The sequence below is a fragment of the Corynebacterium sp. KPL1824 genome (assembly GCF_000478095.1).
Taxonomy (GTDB): domain Bacteria; phylum Actinomycetota; class Actinomycetes; order Mycobacteriales; family Mycobacteriaceae; genus Corynebacterium; species Corynebacterium accolens.
This window is the reverse complement of record NZ_KI515750.1, coordinates 381,176-400,618: the sequence shown is the minus strand read 5'-3', so window position 1 is coordinate 400,618 and position 19,443 is coordinate 381,176. Positions and strand designations below refer to the sequence as shown.

At 59.7% G+C, this 19,443-nt stretch carries 18 protein-coding genes; 15 read left to right on the top strand and 3 right to left on the bottom strand.

Annotation, left to right across the window (positions count from 1 at the left end; genetic code table 11):
• The first annotated feature begins 98 nt into the window (after positions 1–98).
• The 3 genes from HMPREF1267_RS08195 to ffh are packed head-to-tail and all read left to right on the top strand — an operon-like array spanning position 99 to position 4,268.
• A complete protein-coding gene (locus HMPREF1267_RS08195; protein WP_005278617.1) occupies positions 99–437 on the top strand; it encodes a P-II family nitrogen regulator in 339 nt (112 codons plus the stop codon).
• Positions 438–443: 6 nt separating this feature from the next.
• The gene (locus HMPREF1267_RS08190; RefSeq protein ID WP_023028931.1) at positions 444–2,576 is read left to right on the top strand and encodes a [protein-PII] uridylyltransferase; all 2,133 of its coding nucleotides are present in this window, start codon (positions 444–446) and stop codon (positions 2,574–2,576) included.
• Between the two features lie 51 nt (positions 2,577–2,627).
• Positions 2,628–4,268 (top strand): signal recognition particle protein, encoded by a 1,641-nt coding sequence (gene ffh, locus HMPREF1267_RS08185; protein WP_005278622.1) that lies wholly within the window; start codon positions 2,628–2,630, stop codon positions 4,266–4,268.
• Between the two features lie 82 nt (positions 4,269–4,350).
• On the opposite strand, the gene HMPREF1267_RS08180 is transcribed toward ffh, so the two are convergent.
• Positions 4,351–6,618, bottom strand: coding sequence for an acyltransferase family protein (locus HMPREF1267_RS08180; protein WP_023017295.1), 2,268 nt, complete (start codon positions 6,616–6,618; stop codon positions 4,351–4,353).
• Positions 6,619–6,975: 357 nt separating this feature from the next.
• On the opposite strand from HMPREF1267_RS08180, the gene rpsP reads away from it, so the two are divergent.
• Entirely contained in the window at positions 6,976–7,476 is a 501-nt protein-coding gene (rpsP, locus tag HMPREF1267_RS08175) for a 30S ribosomal protein S16 (RefSeq protein WP_005283672.1), read from the top strand.
• Positions 7,477–7,620: 144 nt separating this feature from the next.
• Here rpsP and HMPREF1267_RS08170 read toward each other — a convergent pair whose 3' ends face one another.
• Both HMPREF1267_RS08170 and HMPREF1267_RS08165 read right to left on the bottom strand, forming a co-directional pair.
• A complete protein-coding gene (locus HMPREF1267_RS08170; RefSeq protein ID WP_023028930.1) occupies positions 7,621–8,325 on the bottom strand; it encodes a TetR/AcrR family transcriptional regulator in 705 nt (234 codons plus the stop codon).
• Positions 8,326–8,354: 29 nt separating this feature from the next.
• Entirely contained in the window at positions 8,355–8,780 is a 426-nt protein-coding gene (locus HMPREF1267_RS08165) for a cupin domain-containing protein (RefSeq protein WP_023028929.1), read from the bottom strand.
• An 86-nt stretch (positions 8,781–8,866) separates the two neighbouring features.
• Between HMPREF1267_RS08165 and rimM the strand changes: the two genes are divergently transcribed.
• The 11 genes from rimM to HMPREF1267_RS08110 all read left to right on the top strand — a co-directional run bounded on the left by rimM (position 8,867) and on the right by HMPREF1267_RS08110 (position 19,440).
• Positions 8,867–9,364, top strand: a complete 498-nt coding sequence (rimM, locus tag HMPREF1267_RS08160) for a ribosome maturation factor RimM (RefSeq protein WP_005283666.1) — start codon at positions 8,867–8,869, stop codon at positions 9,362–9,364.
• Positions 9,361–10,251: a tRNA (guanosine(37)-N1)-methyltransferase TrmD gene (gene trmD / locus HMPREF1267_RS08155; protein ID WP_023028927.1), complete on the top strand. Its 891-nt coding sequence runs from the start codon at positions 9,361–9,363 to the stop codon at positions 10,249–10,251. Before rimM ends, trmD begins: the two co-directional genes overlap by 4 nt.
• Entirely contained in the window at positions 10,251–10,631 is a 381-nt protein-coding gene (locus tag HMPREF1267_RS08150; protein WP_023028926.1) for a hypothetical protein, read from the top strand. Before trmD ends, HMPREF1267_RS08150 begins: the two co-directional genes overlap by 1 nt.
• A gap of 99 nt (positions 10,632–10,730) precedes the next feature.
• Complete coding sequence (locus HMPREF1267_RS08145; RefSeq protein WP_023017301.1) at positions 10,731–11,321, top strand: hypothetical protein; 591 nt, start codon at positions 10,731–10,733, stop codon at positions 11,319–11,321.
• Between the two features lie 159 nt (positions 11,322–11,480).
• A complete protein-coding gene (locus HMPREF1267_RS08140; protein ID WP_023028925.1) occupies positions 11,481–13,805 on the top strand; it encodes a Tex family protein in 2,325 nt (774 codons plus the stop codon).
• Between the two features lie 256 nt (positions 13,806–14,061).
• On the top strand, positions 14,062–16,269 hold the full coding sequence (locus HMPREF1267_RS08135; protein ID WP_023028924.1) for a YhgE/Pip domain-containing protein: 2,208 nt from the start codon (positions 14,062–14,064) through the stop codon (positions 16,267–16,269).
• A gap of 174 nt (positions 16,270–16,443) precedes the next feature.
• Entirely contained in the window at positions 16,444–16,788 is a 345-nt protein-coding gene (rplS, locus tag HMPREF1267_RS08130) for a 50S ribosomal protein L19 (RefSeq protein WP_023028923.1), read from the top strand.
• 245 nt (positions 16,789–17,033) lie between these two features.
• Positions 17,034–17,729 carry a signal peptidase I gene (lepB, locus tag HMPREF1267_RS08125; RefSeq protein ID WP_239269541.1) on the top strand — a complete coding sequence of 232 codons (696 nt, stop codon included), beginning with the start codon at positions 17,034–17,036 and terminating at the stop codon, positions 17,727–17,729.
• Complete coding sequence (gene lepB / locus HMPREF1267_RS08120) at positions 17,707–18,444, top strand: signal peptidase I (protein WP_005283649.1); 738 nt, start codon at positions 17,707–17,709, stop codon at positions 18,442–18,444. The genes lepB (HMPREF1267_RS08125) and lepB (HMPREF1267_RS08120) overlap by 23 nt, the downstream gene beginning before the upstream one ends.
• Positions 18,422–19,072: a ribonuclease HII gene (locus tag HMPREF1267_RS08115; protein ID WP_232215155.1), complete on the top strand. Its 651-nt coding sequence runs from the start codon at positions 18,422–18,424 to the stop codon at positions 19,070–19,072. The genes lepB (HMPREF1267_RS08120) and HMPREF1267_RS08115 overlap by 23 nt, the downstream gene beginning before the upstream one ends.
• 62 nt (positions 19,073–19,134) lie before the next feature.
• Positions 19,135–19,440, top strand: a complete 306-nt coding sequence (locus HMPREF1267_RS08110) for a DUF2469 domain-containing protein (protein WP_005278666.1) — start codon at positions 19,135–19,137, stop codon at positions 19,438–19,440.
• Positions 19,441–19,443: the final 3 nt, after the last annotated feature.

Below are 19,443 nucleotides of genomic sequence, written 5' to 3'. Positions count from 1 at the left end.
ATTCGGGCACATTCGGAAGTTGGGCGGGGCTAGACTGGAATGCAGCATATCCGCGCCAGGTTTGGCCGTTGAATTTTACTTTTCTTCAGGAGAATTAAATGAAACTTATTACCGCCATTGTGAAGCCGTTTACTCTGCCGGATATCCGGGAGGCATTAAAACAGCAGGATGTCCACGGCCTTACCGTGACCGAAAGCCAGGGCTTTGGGCAGCAGAGCGGGCACAGCGAGGTCTACCGCGGCGCCGAGTACGCCACGGACTTTGTGCCCAAGGTGAAGCTGGAGGTTTTGACCGCTGATGACCAGGTGGAAGACCTCATTGATGCCATCGTGGATGCCGCTTATACCGGCAAGATTGGCGATGGCAAGATTTGGATTACCCCGGTAGAAGACGTCATCCGCATCCGCACCGGGGAGCGCGGCGAGACCGCCCTTTAAGCACACATGGTGGCAGCATCCGCTCTTCGCAGCGAGGCTTATGCCGCGGCGGTGCGCATACTCCAGGGTTTGGACCTGCCGCCGCACACGGCGCTAGCAGCAACCGGCTCTGTGGCCCGGCAGGAGATGACTCCCTATTCCGATATTGATGTCATCCTGATTTTCCCGGAGGACCACGAGCCAGACCCCAGCCAGGTAGAAAACTTGTGGTACCCGGTGTGGGATGCCAAGTATCGGTTGGACTTTGCCCTGCGTACCCCGCAGGAGTGCGCGGAGATTGCCCTGCAGGATGCCTCGGCTGGCTTCGCTCAATTGGATCTGACGTATATCGCAGGCGATAAGCCGCTTGTCGATGACGCCCGTCAGCGCCTCCTGCACGCGTGGCGGCGGCAGCTGCAGCGGGGCTTTGATAGCTTCGTCGATATCGCCATCGCCCGGTGGAACCGCTCCGGCGCCGTCGCCACCATGACCAACCCAGACTTAAAAAACGGGCGTGGGGGATTGCGCGATATTCAGCTCCTGCGCGCTTTAGCCCTGGGCAACCTATGTGATCTGCCCGCGCTGGAGGAAGAGCGGCGGCTGCTACTCGATGCCCGGACCCTGCTGCACGTCAAGGCTCGCCGCCACCGCGATATTTTGGATCCGGACTTTGCCGCAGATGTTGCTGATGAATTGGGCTTTAGCAGCCGCTATGAGCTCACCGCGGCGTTGGTTACTGCTGCCTCTGCGGTCGATGAGGCAGTAGAGCGTAGCTTGGCCACAGCCCGCGGCGTTTTGGGTAGCCGCAGCGCTGGTCCGGCGCAGGGGCGAGACCGCGTGCGACGTCCCCTCGACGTGGACGTCGTGGCCGATGGCGCCGTTATCTCCCTGGCCCGCACACCCAATTGTGAAGATCCATGGTTATTGACCCGCGTTGCGGCGGCCGCGGCGCGCACGGGCTATTCCGTATCGCTAGCGACGTGGCGAGCGCTGCAGGAATTACCGCCCCCACCGCAGCGGTGGCCGCGGGCGGCCGTGGATGACTTTTTCGCCATCTTGTCCTCGCCGGCCCATACCCCACGGGTGATTGCGGAGTTGGATCGCTATGGGCTGTGGGAGCGTTTAGTCCCCGAATGGGGCCATGTGCGCGGATTATTGCCCAGGGAACGCAGCCACATGCATTCCGTGGATTATCACTTGGTTGCCACCGTGACGCGCTGCGCCGAGGTGCGCACATCGGTGGCCCGCCCAGATCTCCTCCTCTTGGCTGCGTTGTATCACGATTTGGGAAAGGGCCATGACCGCCCGCACGAGCAAGTAGGAGCAGAGATGGTGGCGCGGCAGGCCGCGCGCATGCGGTTTAACCTTGCAGATATCTCCCGCGTGCAAACCGTGGTGGCAGAGCATACGAGCCTGGCGCGATTGGCGGCGACGATGGATCCGCGCTCGGATGCCGCGCGCGATGCCCTATTAAACGTCTGCCATTATGACCAATTGACCATTTCGCTGCTTGCGACCTTGTCCAAGGCGGATGCCTTATCGACGGGCCCTGGGGTCTGGTCCGCCCGCACCGCGCAGGCGCAGGGCCTTATCGTGGCCCGCGCTTTGGAAGCGAATAAGCCTCGCATAGTCACCCACCCTTTAGTTCGCGTTCCCCAGGACGATTACGGGGTAGGCCTGGCGGTCGATTGGCAAGAGGAAGTGGTCACAGTGACGTGGTCTGGTGCCAATAAGGCAGAGTTTAAGCGCATTTTTGCGCTGATTTCCGCCTTGGGGTGGACCATCGTGCGGGCCAATTTCGTGCGCGGTGATGCTGGTGACTATCAGGCGGAATTTGTCATCCGTACCGTGCAAAAGACGCTCACAGAGGCCGCGGAACCGGATAGGTTTATCCAGTCCTATAATTCGCGTACGTACACAGAGCTTCCCGATATCGCAGGTGAGCCCACGACGGCAGCCTTTAACGTAGGCGGAATCTTAGAGATTCGCACCGTGGAGAGAATAGGTGCATTGGGTTATTTGGTGGAGTCATTGCCGGAGTTTATGTGGCTGCGCCATGAGATTTTGGGCGCCACGATGATTGTGCACGTTTTCTTTGGCGCTTCGGTTTCTCGCGCCCAGGTGGTGGGGAATGTGACCAGGGCCCTGGCTAGGGACTAAGATTGGATAATTGAACTTTAGATCGATCTAATTTAAGGGAGCGCATCCGTAGTGTTTGACTCACTATCAGACCGCCTACAGTCAGCCCTGGCGGGCCTGCGCGGCAAGGGCAAATTAACTGAGGCGGATATCAACGCCACGACTCGTGAGATTCGTTTGGCATTGCTGGAAGCTGACGTTTCTCTGACGGTGGTGCGCGGGTTTATCAAGCGCATCAAGGAACGCGCCCGCGGCGCGGAAGTCTCTGAGGCGCTCAACCCCGCCCAACAGGTGGTCAAGATCGTCAATGAGGAACTCATTGAGATCCTTGGCGGCGAAACCCGCCGGTTGAACCTGGCCAAGAATCCTCCGACCGTCATCATGCTGGCCGGTCTGCAGGGTGCTGGTAAAACCACCCTGGCCGGTAAATTGGCCAAGCACCTCACGAAGCAGGGGCACACCCCCATGCTCGTGGCCTGTGACTTGCAGCGCCCAGGCGCTGTGCAGCAGCTGCAGATCGTCGGCGAGCGCGCGGAGGTCCCGACCTTCGCCCCAGATCCAGGCACCTCCCTGGATTCCAATGACCACGAGATGGGTACCTCGCACGGGGACCCGGTGGACGTCGCCAAGCGCGGTATTGCTGAGGCAAAGCAGAAGCAGCACGATGTGGTCATCATCGATACCGCCGGCCGCTTGGGTATTGATGAAACCTTGATGACGCAGGCGCGCAATATCCGCGATGCCGTCAACCCAGATGAAGTTCTCTTCGTCATCGATTCCATGATTGGTCAAGACGCCGTGCAAACGGCGGAGGCCTTCCGCGATGGCGTGGACTTTACCGGCGTGGTTCTCACGAAGCTGGATGGTGACGCCCGCGGTGGTGCAGCGCTGTCCATTCGTGAGGTCACCGGCAAACCAATTTTGTATGCCTCTACCGGCGAGAAGCTCGATGATTTCGATGTCTTCCACCCAGAGCGCATGTCCAGCCGCATCCTGGGCATGGGTGACCTGCTCTCCCTGATTGAGCAGGCGGAAGCCACCTTGGACCACCAGAAGGCCGAGGAAGCAGCCTCCAAGCTGGGCTCCGGCGAGCTCACGCTGAATGATTTCCTTGATCAGATGCTGATGATCCGCAAGATGGGTCCGATTGGCAACCTGCTGAAGATGATGCCTGGCGGCAAGCAGATGAATGAGATGGCCGCCATGGTGGATGAAAAGCAGCTGGACCGCATCCAGGCGATCATCCGCGGTATGACCCCAGAAGAACGCGAGAACCCAAAGATTCTGAACGCGTCGCGCCGCAAGCGCATCGCCAATGGTTCCGGTGTGAGCGTGTCCGAGGTCAACCAGCTCATCGAGCGCTTCAACCAGGCCAAGAAGATGATGTCCAAGATGGCCGGGCAATTTGGCATGGGCGGTGGCGGTCGCTCTGCCACCAAGAAGAAGCCCAAGGGCCGCAAGGGCAAAAACGGCAAGCGCAAGAAGGGCAAGGGCGGCGGTGGCAACCGCGGCCCCAAGATGCCGGGCGGTATGCCGGGCATGGGCGGCGGGATGCCGTCGATGGAAGAGCTACAGCAGCTGCAGCAGCAAATGGGCGGCGCCGGCGGTGCCGGTGGCCTCGGCGGTGGAAAGATCCCCGGCATGCCCAAGATGCCGAAAGGCATGGAGAATATCGACCTCGATAACCTCAACTTTGGCAAGGGCAAAAAGTAGCCGCGCAGAGTCATAAATAAAAGGTGGCCCATTACTTCGCAGGTAATGGGCCACCTTTGTGCGTGCCATCGCGCGGGAGCGTTTACACCGGATCGTTTTCCGGGGTATTGGGATACGGCACTGGGTTGGCGCGCCGCGTGCCACCGGTGGTGGGGGCAGCCGGCGATTCCTCTAGTGCTGCCTCCGCCTCTTCGGGGGAGATTTCCGGTGCCTCTTGCTGGACCTTTTCGCCGTTCAAGAAGGGCGTAAGGGCTTCTCGGATCATCGGTATCGCGGAATCCGCGAAGGCATTGGTGATGTGGTGCATATCGCGGTAGACCATGGTGTTGCCAATGACCACCGGGCAATCGCCGTTAGCATCGCAGAACCACGGCGCGGTATCGAGGGACAGCATGTTCTCGTACTGCGATAGGACTACAGCGCCTGGATCATAAGGTTGATAGACCTGCTCGAATCGCATGCCACAGCCCACAGCATCCTCGTTGGCTACATAGCACTCATCGAATTCGCGCGGCTCCCCGTCTTCATCGAATCCCCACGGGTTATCGCGGAAGCCCAGGAAGGGGATATCGCGCTTGGACAGCTCATCCCAGAAGGCTTGGTAGCCGGCGGGGACCGCATCGGGGCCATGCCCATATTCGTTTTGCGGGCGGGTGGTATTGGAGATAACCAGCGCTGGGTGGGCCTCGGCAATGCGGTCCATGACCAGCTCGCCCCACTCGGCGCACTCGGGGCTGACCGTGACGTCATCGCCAAGCTCGATGGGGCAGCCTTGGCGCAGGAGGGGGACCAGCTTGAAGCCCATCTCGCGGCCCAAGTGGTCGAGGGCAGAGGAGTATTGCTCCGCGTGGGATCCTCCCACCAAATAGACTTCTTTTTCGGAATTGGTATCGCCGAAAATGCACGGCGTCTTGCCGTCCCTGCGCGTTTCAAAGAAGAAATCGGCGGGCTGGCTATCGGGAACAAAGCACCAGTTTGCGGCGACCGGCGGCTGGATGCCCCCGGCCACGATGGGATCAGGTTTGATCTCTACGCCATCTGGTGGGGTGATGTCATTAATGAACGTGGTGGCGCCCGGATATTGCTTGGGGTTGAGAATCTCCGCATCGGCGATATTCAGCGTGCGCAGCCACAGCGGCTGAATGAGAAGCAGTGCGGTGACACAGCTGGCGACCACGACACCGCCGATGGCCCGACCGGCCCCAGCACGGGTGGATAGGCCGGAGAGAGCCTTGTGGGCTGGAAGGTCCTCTGCCAAGGGGCGCTTGCGGTGCTGGCGCAAGGGGCGCTCGATGAAGCGGTGCGTGGCATCGGCAAGCAGCAGGGAGATGGCAATGATAATGATGCCCAGCCACCACGGCGGGGTTTGCTGACCCAAGTACGAGGTGGACAAAATGAGCAGCGGCCAGTGCCAGAGGTATAGCGGATAGGCGACATCGCCTAGCCAACGCGCCTTTCCAGAAGCCATGGCCTTGGAGATCTTGCCGCCACCGCCCAAGATGATGAGCACGGCGCCGCCCAGAGGCAACAGCGATAGCGGACCTGGATAGGCGGTGGTCTCTGCGATGATGGCGCCGGTAAAGACCAACATGAAAAGGCCGAGGCCGGTAAATAGGTCATAAAAACGGGCCGGAATCTTCCAGGCGGAGCCGTAAATAGCAAGTACCGCGCCGAGGGTCAGCTCCCAGGCGCGCGACCACGTGGAGTAGTAGTTCTCCGGCGTTCCGTGCAGCCCATGGCGCGAGGCATAGGCAAAGGAAGCGATGGTCACCACGATGAGAATGGGACCGGCAATCTGGTTGACCGTGGGGAAGCGGCTGGTGCGCAACGAGGACTCCTGCGGGCGCAGTTTCATTATCGCGGCCAGAATGAGGGCGAAAGCAATGCCCATCAGGTAAAACTGGCCCTGCACGGACATCGACCACATATGCTGCAGCGGGGAAGTATCGGCGGCGGCCGCGGTGTAGTCGGCGTTTTGGCGGGCCAGCTCCCAGTTCTGGTAGTACAGCATGGTTGCCGTGATTTGCTGGGTAAATTCAGTGCGCATGAGCTGCGGGGTGAAAAGGCGCACCAAGATATACGTCACACCGATGACCAAAACGAGGCTTGGCACCAAGCGGCGCAACGTGCGCCAGATTGGCCACCAGGGGTTCAAAGATGCGTTGGGCTTGCCGGCATAGCGCAGCTGGGAGCCTAAGAAGAAGTAACCGGAAAGCAGTAAGAAGACATCCACGCCGCCAGAGACACGACCGACAAAGACGTGGTAGATAACTACGAGGCCAATTGCGATACCGCGCAGACCGTCGAGGTCATAGCGATATCGAAAGTTGCGTGGGGAATCTGTTGTCATAAAACGTCATTTCGTGCGCTTGTCCGTGGGAGGCACAAACGCGGCGTACTTTTAAGCCTTCAGGGTCAAAGGATTGCATTCGGCTCATAAGGGTACTCTTTAAAGGTCTCGGAAGCATAACGAGCCCAGGCTAAGCGTAGGGAAGCGGAGATTTTAAAATACTGCCTGCACACGCTAAAATGGTTCAGGTTATCGCAGCGGTGCGAATTGCTGCTGATAATGAGACGTTTCATTCTGCGTAACACCGTTCCCGTCTACGGTCGGCCGGTACGTCACGCGCAGATAAAATCCAAGGGTTGAACCGGCGCGCTAAAAGGCGCGTGTCTGAACTGCCCAGTGACTAGAAAAGGAGCCATCATGGCTGTCAAAATTAAACTGCAGCGCGTAGGTAAGATCCGCGCCGCTGAATACCGCGTAGTTATCGCTGATGCTCGTACCCGCCGCAGCGGCAAGGTCATCGAGAACATCGGCATCTACCACCCGAAGGAAGAGCCTTCCCTCATCAAGATCGACTCCGAGCGCGCACAGCACTGGTTGTCCGTTGGTGCACAGCCCACCGAGCCGGTCTTGGCACTGCTGAAGGTCACCGGTGACTGGCAGAAGCACAAGGGCCTGCCGGGCGCAGAGGGCACCCTGAAGGTTGCTGAGGAGAAGAAGTCCAAGCTGGACCTCTTCAACGAGGCATTGGCTGAGGCTAATAACGGCCCAACCATCGAGGCCATCACCGAAAAGAAGAAGGCCAAGGAAGAAGCAAAGAAGAAGAAGGAAGCTGAAGAGGCTGCTGCAGCTGAGGCTGCCGCTGCTGCTGCCGGCGAAGCAGACGCTGAAGCAGAAGCTTCTGAGGAGTCCGCAGAGTAATCTGCTCGGGTTTCTAGCGCCCTCTACCAATAAGAGGGCGCTTGCATAAACTTCATCCCCCACCTGCCATCGTTGCATTGACATACGGTGGCGAGTGGGGGACTTTGCGCGCTTGGCCAGCGCGCGGCCGCCGCAGGCTAGTGCCTAATGCTCCCCATCGTGTGGGCGCAACTGGGGGTAATTGCCATATACATCGTCCGGATCTTCAAAGTCCATTCCGCGCAGGCTGCCTGCGACGACGGGCTTGAAAAGCTTATAGATTTCTTCCCGCGGCAGCTTGGACAGGGGGCCGTCAATGGCAAGCACGGTAAACCCGTGGACGGCGGACCAGGACAGCAAGCTATTGTGCAGGAAGTATTCTTTCTTGGGCGTTTGGCCTAGGGCCTGCGCATGGCGCGCCAAGAGATCGAAGTAGCGCTGAATCAGGTTCAGGTGTTCGCTTTTTGGATCATCGGGGGTTGACGGGTCCACGCCGAGCATAAAGCGCAGCGCCTTCCACTCCAGCATGCAGCGGAAGAAATTCGTTTCATCCAGGGCGAAGTCGAGGTAGGCAAAACCTATCTGCACGAGGTGATCGGGGAAGGCAAGGTCACCAGCTTCATTGGTGGTGCGGTGCAGGCGGCGCACGAGCTCATCGGTGGCGAGTTCGGCCACCTTATCGTGTAGCTCTTCCTGGTCCTTAAAGTGCCGGTAAGCGGACGTAGGGGACACTCCTGCCGCGCGGGTGACGGCGCGGATGGTAATAGCCTCAGGACCTTTTTCTTTGCCTAATTGCACGGCGATGCGCAGCAGCTCGTCGTGGAGGTTGCCGTGGTGATAAGGCTTGTTATGAGACTGCGTTGTATCCAAAATCTGTCCTAACCGTGTGTGTATTTCAATTAGCCCGTAAGCATCGTTAAAAGCATCAGTGCAGGCTGCGCGTCCGCCTGTTGTGCGGGCGAATCCAAATTAACATCCGGTTGGGGCGCGGCAACGCTATGTACTGTATAAGCCGGCAAGTGCACCATATTACCCGGGGATAGGGTGACCGTTTTCTCCCCGCAGGTGAACTTCACCTCGCCGCGTATGGCCTGCACGGTAATCGGGTGGGCGGCTTTGTGGTCCGGCAAGGTTTGCCCCGGTGCGAAGCTAAAAAGGATGAGGTTGGCGCGCTCACCGTTCAAGACCCGCTTGACCCCAGGGCGCTTGCGCTCAGGATCGGTGGCAGGCGCCAAGGCTACGAGGTCAAGGTCAATCAAGGGCGAGTGCGGTGCCTCCTGATGTGCACCGCGTGGCTCGGAAGCAGGGTTGGGTGAGTCGTTCATGCCACAAGCCTAATCCTTGGCGGCGGGATTGTGGGGAACGCGGCAGGAGATAAAGGCAACGGGGTGCATGCGGTAAACTTTGCGCCATGGAATTGATGATTGGGCGCGTCATTAAGTCGCACGGTATCAAGGGAGAAGTGGTGGTAGAACCCACCACCGATGAGCCTGAGGTGCGCTTTGCAGTGGGAGAAAAACTGCAGGGAAGGCAGGGCCGCAAGGAACACGAGTTGACCATCTCTGCGGTGCGCAGCCACAAGGGCAGGCTTTTGGTGACGTGCAAGGAAATTGCCGATCGCACCCAAGCGGATAGCCTGCGCGGCACCCAATTTTTCGCCGCCCCGTTAGAAGATGATGACGAGGGCTTTTATGATCATGAGCTCGAAGGTTTGCGCGTTATCCGCGACGGGGAAGATATCGGAGCTGTGGTTTCCGTCGTGCACGGGCCTAGCCAAGACCTCTTGGAGGTTGAGCTGGCTTCGGGCAGCTCCGCCTTGGTTCCCTTTGTCCATGCCATCGTCCCCGAGGTCGATGTGGAAGCCGGCACGTGCACCATCCAACCCCCAGAAGGGTTGTTGGATCTATGAGGCTCGATGTGGTGACCATCTTTCCGGAATACCTGCAGCCGCTGCGCCATGCCCTTTTGGGCAAGGCCATCGAGCAGGGCCGCCTCGAGGTGGGCGTGCACGATCTGCGCCAGTGGGCCACGGATGCGCATAAATCGGTCGATGACTCGCCCTTTGGCGGCGGCCCAGGAATGGTTATGAAGCCTGAGGTATGGGGCCCTGCGCTTGACGATGTCGCACTCGGGACCACCGCTCCCACACTCGACTCCTCCCTGCCGCACCTCAACCGCCCGCGCCACGATGAATTAGAGGGCGTCGAAGCTCAGGCGTATGGCCCCGAAGTGGCGCACGAGGAGCGAGAGAGCAACAGTGAAGATAGCGATCTCCCGCTGCTCTTGGTTCCCACCCCGGCTGGCGCGCCTTTTACCCAGGCGGATGCGCGGGCATGGTCTACCGAGGAGCATATTGTTTTTGCCTGTGGGCGTTACGAGGGCATCGACCAGCGCGTGGTTGAAGATGCAAAGAAGCGCTACCGCGTTCGGGAGGTATCCATCGGGGATTATGTGCTCATTGGCGGGGAGGTCGCCGTATTGGTGATTGCAGAAGCCGTCGTCCGCCTTATCCCCGGGGTATTGGGCAATAAGCGCTCGCATGAGGAGGATTCCTTTTCTGATGGCCTGTTAGAGGGACCGAGCTATACCAAGCCGCGGGAGTGGCGCGGGCTTGCGGTGCCGGAGGTTTTGACGTCTGGAAACCATGGGCTGGTAGATAGGTGGCGCAGGGAACAAGCATTAGAGCGCACCTGGCAGCGCCGCCCCGAGTTATTGGAACACGTGGAATTGAGCAAGGCGGACAAGGCATATCTAGCGCACGTGCGCGAGCGTGAATCTGAAGGAGAGCCACAGTAGTGCAGGTCAGCGTGGATCTTTCTGTGCTGATGACCCAGGAAGAATGGGAAGGATGCCAGGAAGATATGCCGCAGAAATTACGCGATGCAGGTTTTACGCCGGTAAATATTTTTGCCACCGTGGTTGCCCCATCGGCGCCGAAAGATAGCCCATTGGCTCAAGAATATGCCTTCAGCAATGGAACCGCGGCGGAAGGAACGCCGCTGTGGCGGGTCATCGTCAATGGCGATACCACAGCAGCCCTGCCTTCCGTCGCGCCGGTGGTTGCTGAGTGCCTACCGCCCACCGCGGCGTGGTTGGGGAGCACGGAAATCGGCCATACCGAATTCGCGTGGTCGGCCGAGCCGGTATGGAGCGCAGAACCCTCCGAAGAAATTTAAGAAAAGCTCTCTAGAAAAACGTGTATCGATGCTGGGTAGTGCTACTGTAAGTGCAGCATTTACTCGCATTTTTTACTTGCTCTCCAAGGATTCTCTCGCATGACTTCTCCCAATGGAAATGACTTTGGCGGATACAACCAACAGCCGCAGTACAACCAGTACCCTGCGTATTCTCAGCCGCAACAGAGTCGCGGCGGGAATGGGGCCATGATTGCGGCGATCATTTTGGGAGTTGTGGCGCTATTGGCCGTTGCTGCTGCCGCATTCTTTTTCGTGCAGGGAAATGGCAATAAGTCCAGCGCCACCGCGCAGGAAAGCCAATTCCAGCAAAAGGTTGACTCCACCAAGGTCGATGCCAAGGACGACGGGAAGTCTGGCAGTGAAGCTACCGTGACCAAGACCGAACAGGCTCCCGCGCCCGCACCAGCACAGGCGGCTGCAAGCAGTGGCAATGGGCACTCGTGGGGCGATTACACGAGCTATTACGCGGCCACGAGCAAAACCTCAGAGGCCTTTGCCAAAAACGTCTACAACACCTTCATGAATAACTGGGTGGCCGGCGGCGGAACGGATGCCACCTTGAGCGTTTATTCTCCTACTACCGGTGGTACCTATACGATGTACTGCTCCGGCAGCTCCTCGCGGGTAAGCTGCACCGGCGGCGATCGGGCCGAGGTAGTCATCCACTAAATCGGGGCGTCTTTTACTCCTCTTCTTCCTGCTTGTAGCGTGCGGGAGGGAGAGGATTTTTGTGTGTCCGGCGGTGGCAGGCCGGGGCGGTGGACAAGGCATGCGGTAGATTGGGTGGGTCCCGTACCAAGCTTTGAAATAGAAGTGTGAGGAATCTACGTGAATATTGCGGCTACCATCGCGGCGGAGATCGGCGCTCAAGACACCCAGGTTTCGACGGCGCTGAAACTCCTTGCGGAGGGAAATACCGTGCCTTTCATTGCGCGCTATCGCAAGGAGGTCACGGGTGGTTTGGATGACGCGCAACTGCGCACCATCGAAGAGCGGGCCACCTACCTGCGCGAGCTAGAAGAGCGCAAAGAGACGGTCCTTGCCGCCATTGATGAGCAGGGCAAGCTTAGCGATGACCTGCGCGGCCAGATCCTTGCCTGCGATACCAAGGCGCGGCTTGAGGATTTGTACCTGCCGTATAAAAAGCGGCGAAAGACAAAGGCGGATATCGCGCGCGAAGCCGGCTTGGAAGAGCTGACCGATACATTGATCGCGCAGCCGCAGGCCCAGCCGGAGGAACTGGCGCAGGACTATCTCACGGAAGGTTTTCCCGATACCAAGAAGGCGCTCGAGGGTGCGCGCTCCATCCTCATTGATCGCTTCGCACTCGATGCAGACTTGGTCGGTGGCGTGCGCGAGCGCATGTTTAACCAGGGTGCCATGCAGGCGCAGGTGGTAGAGGGGAAGGAAGCCGAGGGCGCGAAGTTCAAGGATTACTTCGACTTCAACGAGCCTTTTTCTTCGCTTCCTTCCCACCGCATTCTGGCGCTCCTGCGCGGGGAGAACGAGGGAGTGCTGCAGCTGCACCTGGATGCCGGTGACGATGCCGACTACGAGGACCTCATTGCGGATCGCTTCGGTCTGGATCGCAGCTCCGCGTGGCTGGATAACGCTGTGCACTGGGGATGGCGCACCAAATTGTATGTTTCCTCCAGCCTGGATGTGCGCATGCGCTTGAAAGAAGTAGCAGAAGAAGGCGCCCTCAAGGTCTTTGCCACGAACCTGCGCGACGTGCTGCTTGCTGCCCCTGCGGGCCAGCGCGCGACGATCGGCCTCGATCCGGGCTACCGCAACGGCACCAAGTGTGCCGTGGTGGATAAAACGGGCAAGGTGCTCGATACCACCATTGTCGATCCTCACCAGCCGCAAAACCAGTGGTCGCAGGCGGTGCAGACCCTGTCCACGCTGTGCGCGCGGCACTCGGTTGACCTTATGGCCATCGGCAATGGCACTGCGTCTAGGGAAACGGAAAAACTTGCACACGAGATTGCTGACCTGCTCAAGCAGGCTGGCGGCCAGCGTCCGACGCCCGTCGTGGTCTCCGAATCCGGGGCATCGGTCTACTCCGCATCGCAGTTGGCGGCGGAGGAATTTCCCGATATGGACGTCTCGCTGCGGGGGGCGGTCTCCATCGCCCGGCGCCTGCAGGATCCGCTGGCAGAGCTGGTGAAGATCGATCCTAAGGCCATCGGCGTGGGCCAGTATCAGCACGATGTGAACCAGACGTCGCTGGCGCGCACGCTGGATGGCGTGGTGGAAAGCACCGTCAATGGCGTTGGCGTTGATCTCAATACGGCCTCGGCGCCGCTATTGGAGCGCGTGGCGGGTATTAACCCCACCATTGCCGCCAATATCGTGGCCTACCGCAATGACAACGGCTCTTTTGCCACCCGCAAGGAGCTGAAGAAGGTGCCGCGCCTGGGGCCGAAGGCCTTTGAACAGTCCGCCGGCTTCCTGCGCATTAATGGGGGAGCGGACCCGCTCGATGCGTCCGCGGTTCACCCGGAGGCCTATCCCATCGTGACGCGGATAGCGGAGCAGACGGGGCTGGGCATCGGCGAGCTCATTGGCAATACCCGCGTGCTGGACAAGCTGGATCCCGCCAATTTCGCCGATGAAACCTTCGGTATCCCAACTGTGAGCGATATCATCGCCGAGCTGGATAAGCCCGGCCGCGATCCGCGCCCTGAGTTTAAGACCGCCACCTTTAAAGAAGGCGTGCATAAGGTCTCTGACCTTACCCCAGGCATGGTGCTGGAGGGCACGGTCACCAACGTCGCGGCCTTCGGCGCGTTTGTGGATATCGGCGTGCACCAAGACGGACTCGTCCATGTCTCTGCAATGAGCCATCAGTTTGTTTCTGATCCCCATGAGGTCGTGCGCTCCGGCCAGGTGGTCAAGGTCAAGGTGATGGAGGTCGACGTCGATCGCCAGCGCATCGGCCTATCGCTGCGGCTGGATGATGAGCCGGGCCAGCCCGCGCCGAAGCGCCGTGGCGGCGACTCGCAGCGCGGATCCGGCAAGCGCGGCGGTCAAAAGCCTTCGCGCGCAGCGGGGAAGAAGGGCGGACGCAACTCCGATCGTGGAGGCTCCCGCGGGCGCCCGGCAGCCAAGGGGACCATGGCCGATGCCCTGAAGAAGGCCGGCTTCTAGCTTCTCTGTGCAGCGGCCTACCAGCACCGCAGGGTGGGCCGCTGCTTGAGGCCGCGGTGGGGAAAATATCCCCGCCAACCGCGGACGACCCGAAAAATATGACCGCCACATTACAATCGATGCGGACTCCCGCATCCAATAATGGTAAGTTTGGCAAAACTAAGTAAATGGCGTCCTTCTTCTCCTGCTTCAGCGAGGTGCTCCTGGGCAGATGGGGGCAAGGGGGACGCTGAACTACTGCCATAAGGAGACAACTATGAGTCGTGCGGCCGATAGCGGTCACGGTGCCGAGGACACCGCAGCGATGGCCTCGATAAGCGGCGAGGAACATAAGGGCCGGGGAGTGCTGGGCTGGCACCGCCTCCTGGACTGGCGCCCACGCAGCGCTTTGTCGCGGGTGCTTATCGTATTCTTCCTCGTTGCGCCCATCATCGTGGCCGGAACCATGATGTGGGCCATGTGGGATCCATCCAAGTACATGCGCAATATTGACCTCGCAGTGGTCAATGAAGACGCCGGCGTGGACAAGCAGGGCAAGCACACCAACTATGGCGACCAAGTGGTCGAGGGCCTGCTAGAGACCGATTACCTCAAATTCTCTGAGGTCAATAAGGAAGAAGGTGATGAGGGTCTGGTCAAGGGCAAGTACTTGATGGTGGTGACTATCCCGAAGAACTTTTCTGAGCAGGCCGTGACCATCATCAGCGATAAGCCCGAAAAACCGGAGATCAACTTCGCTACGAATGACTATTACGGCACGAATGGCTCGGTGATTTCCTCCAGCCTTATTCCGCAGGTACAAACGAGCGTGGAAAACGCCATTTCCAAAAAGTACGCCGACCAGGTTATTGAGGGGCTTACTAAGCTGAGCGACGGCCTGGGCAATGCCGCGGACGGCGCGGGGCGCCTCGATGAGGGCGCTGGAAAGCTGCAAGAGGGCGGCGGGCGCGCGGTTGAGGGCATCAACAAGCTCGACAACGGTGCGGGCACGCTCAATAACGGCACAGCCGAGCTCCTCAACGGAACGACGCGGCTCAATGACGGCGTCGGGCGGTTGAATGATGGTGCAGGCAAACTGAGTGATGGCGCGGCGCGCCTCGATGACGGTGCCTCCCGGCTTGCCGATGGCTCCGATAAGCTCCTTGCCGGTACCGGCCGCCTTGCCGATGGTGTGGGCCAGATCGATGCCGGGGTCAATCAACTCACCGGCATGCTCATCCCCGTGCTGAAGCAAGCCCAAGCCGTGGTACCTGGCCTTACCCAGCTGGTAGATATCTTGCGCGGGCTCGGTATGACCCAGCAAGCGGATCAGCTCTACTCGTTGGTATCCAGGCTCGATCCCGCCTCTAGTGGAAATATGGTGGGACAGCTGGAGAAGCTTTCCGCAGGCACCGGGCAGCTGCACTACAACCTGTCCGACCCGCAATCGGAATACCTCGGCGGGCTGACCACACTGAACGGCGGTGCACACCGCCTGTCCGATGGCATCAAGGAGCTGCGCGGCGGAGTTGGCAGGCTTAGCGACGGTACCTCGCAGTTGCAGGATGGTGCGACCCGCCTGCAGGACGGTGCCTCCCGCCTCCACGATGGCACGGGCGCGCTCAAGGAGGGCACCGGCCGCCTGGCTGAAGGCGGAGCCGAGCTCAAGGGCGGCTTGGACCGCCTCAAGGAAGGCTCTGGCGAGCTATCTACGAAGCTTGCCGAAGGCGCCGCCAAGGCCCCTACCATTTCCCGCCCAGAGGATTCCGCACAAAATATAGCGGTTCCCATTAACTTCACCGCATCCAATGTCCATCCCGTGCAGACGGTGGTCAACCCAGCGGACCCGACCGAAAAGAATATTACCGGCGGCGCCTCCATGCTCTTCGTGCTCGTATTCGGCTTCCTCGTCATGCTGCTCTTGGCGATGACGCTGCCGTACTACATGGCGCGCCGGGGAGCCCGCGCCACCAGCCCGGCCCGCAGCGTATTCGGTGCCTTTGCCGCGTTGACCGGCCTGAACTTCCTTATACTGGTGTTTATGGCCCTGATGTCTTCCACCCTGGGGTGGCAGCCGGCAAGCTGGTCCATGATCGCGCTCGTGCTCGCCGCGATTTCCGCCGTGGGTGCGGCGACCTACCAGTTCTTCCTGATTACCTTCGGGCGCAAGATCGGTTCGATCTTTGCAGCCGGCGCGTTCGCCCTGGGCGTGATGGTCTTTGGCGGGGTCTGGCCGGTCCTGGCGATTCCGCGCGCGCTCAGCCTGTTGCACCCTTTCCACCCGATGTCCTACGCCAAGGACGCGTTTACCCGCGCTACCGACGGCATTCATGATGGCACCTTCTGGAGCAGCATCATTATCCTCTTTAGTATCACGGTGGGTGCCGTGGTGGCGTCGTACTTGGTCTTCCGGGCGCGATACCTGGGCACGGCAAAGATCCTCGATGAGCACCACTCCATCCTCCGCTCGCCCATGCCTGCCTAAGGCGTGCTGCGCGCCCGGCTCGCCCCAGGTAGGGTAGTAAATCCGCGAAGTAGAGGAATTTGGAATTGGCCGGTTCCTATGGAAAGATAATCCATCGTTCTATGTAACGGGCACGAACCGGTCAGGCCTCCGGCCGCCAGGGTCCTCTGTCCCAAACTGAAAAGGAATATTGGCATGACCAACATTATCGACAAGGTCGATGCAGCGCAGCTGCGCGACGACATCCCGTCCTTCCGCCCCGGCGATAACCTTGACGTCAACGTCAAGGTTATTGAGGGTAACAACGAGCGTGCACAGCTCTTCAAGGGCATCTGCATCCGCCGCCAGGGCTCCGGTATCCGCGAGACCTTCACCGTGCGTAAGGTTTCCTTCGGTATCGGCGTAGAGCGTACCTTCCCGGTTCACTCCCCGAACCTCGAGTCCATCAAGGTCTCCCGCCGCGGCCGCGTTCGCCGTGCGAAGCTGTACTACCTGCGCGATCTGCGCGGCAAGAAGGCTCGCATCAAGGAGCGTCGCTAGTTCTAGCGCCCGCCCTGGGCAGCGCCTATCTCCCTTCCTTTCCTGCATGCACAGTGCTAGAAAGGGAGGGAGATTTTTATTGTGCACTCCTCGAATCATTTCGATTTCCTGTGAATCGCCCCGCAGTCACGGGAGCCAATCCAGATCGCGGGCACGCAGTTGCTAGGATCTGACGGGTGAATAACGAAAGCATCTCGCAGGGCAAAGAAGCGGCCGCGGAGGAAGCGACCACGGAGAAAAAACAAATGCCGTGGTGGCTGGAGACTCTCGTAGTCGTCGTCTCCGTGCTGGTGGTCGTGGGGCTATTCCAAAACTTCATCGGCCGCCAATACGTGATTCCCTCAGGATCCATGGAGCCGACGCTGCATGGCTGTGAGGGATGCACGAATGACCGCATCTTTACAGAAAAGGTCTCTTACTACGGCGATAAGGGGCCAGAGCCAGGCGATGTCGTGGTCTTTAAGGGCACCGACGACTGGAACGGGAGTTACGTCTCCCCGCGCTCATCAAATGCTGTCATTCACGGCATTCAGGATGCGCTGAGCTTTATCTCCTTAGCACCGCCAGATGAAAATACCCTGGTCAAACGCGTTATCGCCACCGGCGGGCAGACGGTGTCCTGCCAAGAAGGCGATCCCGCCGTCATGGTGGATGGCAAGCCCATCAAGCAGGATTACGTGCAGGATCCGCCGACCTACCCGGTGGATGAATCGACTGGATCGGAAGCCTGCGGTGGCCCGTATTTCGGCCCGGTGAAGGTGCCTGAGGATAATATCTGGGTCATGGGAGATAACCGCACCGCATCTGCCGATTCGCGCTACCACATGGGCGATAACTTCCACGGCACGATCCCAGTAGATAACGTGCGCGGAAAGGTGCAGTTCGTATTCTGGCCATTCAACCGCATTGGTGGGGTCGATGACCCAGACATCCAAAGCTAAACCACAGCAACAGCGCCTGCGCACCCGCGATTTCCTTGCGCCGGTCATAGGCGGCTTCGTGCTCCTAGTCTTATTGCAGGCATTCGTTGGCCGGATGTATGTCATTCCCTCCGCGTCGATGGAGCCCACGCTGCATGGCTGTACTGGCTGCGATAATGACCGCATTGCGGTGCAGAAGATGAGCTATTACTTCCACGACCCGGACCCAGGCGATGTCGTGGTATTTGAAGGCCCTGAGTCTTGGAATACGGAATTTGAGGTGCAGCGCTCCGATAATGTGCTGGTGCGCGGTGCCCAAAACGCCTTGGCGTCGGTGGGGCTTTTGCCCAATGGGGAAAATATCCTGGTCAAGCGCGTTATCGCCACCGAGGGTCAGACGGTCAAGTGTGAGGAGGGCGATTCCGCGGTGATGGTGGATGGTGCACCGATAGACCAGAGCTTCACGTTGGATCCGCCCGAGATCCCGGTTGATCCCGGCTCCGGCTCGCAGGCCTGCGGCGGCCAATACTTCGGTCCCGTGACCGTCCCAGAAGGCAATATGTGGGTCATGGGGGATAACCGCACCAATTCCCTGGATTCCCGCGCGCATATCGGCGATCACCTGCAAGGCACCGTGCCGGTGGACAACGTGCGCGGCAAGGTAGAAGCCGTGGTCCTGCCCGTATCGCGCTTTGGTGGCATCGACGATCCGGATATCCAGGATGCGGCGGCTTAAGCAGCAGCGCACCTTTGAGGTGGCGCTGGCCCGGGCGGGGCTCGGCCCCGTCGCTGGGGTGGATGAAGCCGGCCGCGGTGCGTGCTGTGGCCCCATCACCATCGCCGCCTGCATCCTGCCCGAGCGCATCGTGGGCGAATTGGATACCTTAACCGATTCCAAAAAGCTCACGCCCCGCCAGCGCGAAAAACTCTTTCCCATCATCAAAGACAAGGCTGTGGACTGGTCAGTGGTGCATATTGGTGCGGGGGACATCGACAAGCGTGGCATCCAACACGCCAATACCTCAGGCATGCGCCGGGCAGTAGCGCGCCTGGAACAGCGCCCAGGCTATGTGCTTTCCGATGCCCTCTTTATCCCCGGCCTCACCCAACCCCACCTGCCCATCGTTGGTGGGGACGCGGCGGCGCGGTGCATTGCGGCGGCGAGCGTGCTGGCCAAGGTAAGCCGAGATCGCCTCATGCGGGATCTAGACGAGCGCTTTCCGGGTTATGGATTGGCTGGGCATAAGGGCTATGGAACCAAGGCGCACGAGGCCGCGATTGCCGCTTTGGGGGCGAGTCCAGAACACCGCATGAGCTACAGCAATGTGCAGCGCGCGCATGCCCAATTCACTGCGCGTGCCTAGCGAAAATTGTGGTTTCTGCGCGCTAAGCTAGGGCGAGCTATCCCATATTTTGGAGGTCCACAGTGAGTGCAGAGGAACTCGAAAACTACGAGGCAGAGGTAGAGCTGTCCCTTTACCGCGAATATCGCGATGTCGTCAGCCAGTTTTCTTATGTCGTAGAAACCGAACGACGTTTCTACCTGGCCAATGCCGTAGAACTGATTCCCCATACCGCCGGGCCCGATGTGTACTACGAGGTGCGCATGTCCGATGCCTGGGTGTGGGATATGTACCGTTCCGCCCGATTCGTGCGCTACGTCCGCGTCATTACCTACAAGGACGTCAATATCGAGGAACTGGACAAGCCGGATTTCATCATGCCGGACTAGGGC

Coding starts and splice junctions, on each gene's coding strand:
- trmD (WP_023028927.1), top strand. CDS start 9,361: ATGAGGCTCGATGTGGTGACCATCTTTCCGGAATACCTGCAGCCGCTG.
- rplS (WP_023028923.1), top strand. CDS start 16,444: ATGACCAACATTATCGACAAGGTCGATGCAGCGCAGCTGCGCGACGAC.
- lepB (WP_005283649.1), top strand. CDS start 17,707: ATGACCCAGACATCCAAAGCTAAACCACAGCAACAGCGCCTGCGCACC.
- HMPREF1267_RS08135 (WP_023028924.1), top strand. CDS start 14,062: ATGAGTCGTGCGGCCGATAGCGGTCACGGTGCCGAGGACACCGCAGCG.
- HMPREF1267_RS08180 (WP_023017295.1), bottom strand. CDS start 6,618: ATGACAACAGATTCCCCACGCAACTTTCGATATCGCTATGACCTCGAC.
- HMPREF1267_RS08190 (WP_023028931.1), top strand. CDS start 444: ATGGTGGCAGCATCCGCTCTTCGCAGCGAGGCTTATGCCGCGGCGGTG.
- rpsP (WP_005283672.1), top strand. CDS start 6,976: ATGGCTGTCAAAATTAAACTGCAGCGCGTAGGTAAGATCCGCGCCGCT.
- rimM (WP_005283666.1), top strand. CDS start 8,867: ATGGAATTGATGATTGGGCGCGTCATTAAGTCGCACGGTATCAAGGGA.
- HMPREF1267_RS08195 (WP_005278617.1), top strand. CDS start 99: ATGAAACTTATTACCGCCATTGTGAAGCCGTTTACTCTGCCGGATATC.
- HMPREF1267_RS08165 (WP_023028929.1), bottom strand. CDS start 8,780: ATGAACGACTCACCCAACCCTGCTTCCGAGCCACGCGGTGCACATCAG.
- HMPREF1267_RS08145 (WP_023017301.1), top strand. CDS start 10,731: ATGACTTCTCCCAATGGAAATGACTTTGGCGGATACAACCAACAGCCG.
- lepB (WP_239269541.1), top strand. CDS start 17,034: ATGCCGTGGTGGCTGGAGACTCTCGTAGTCGTCGTCTCCGTGCTGGTG.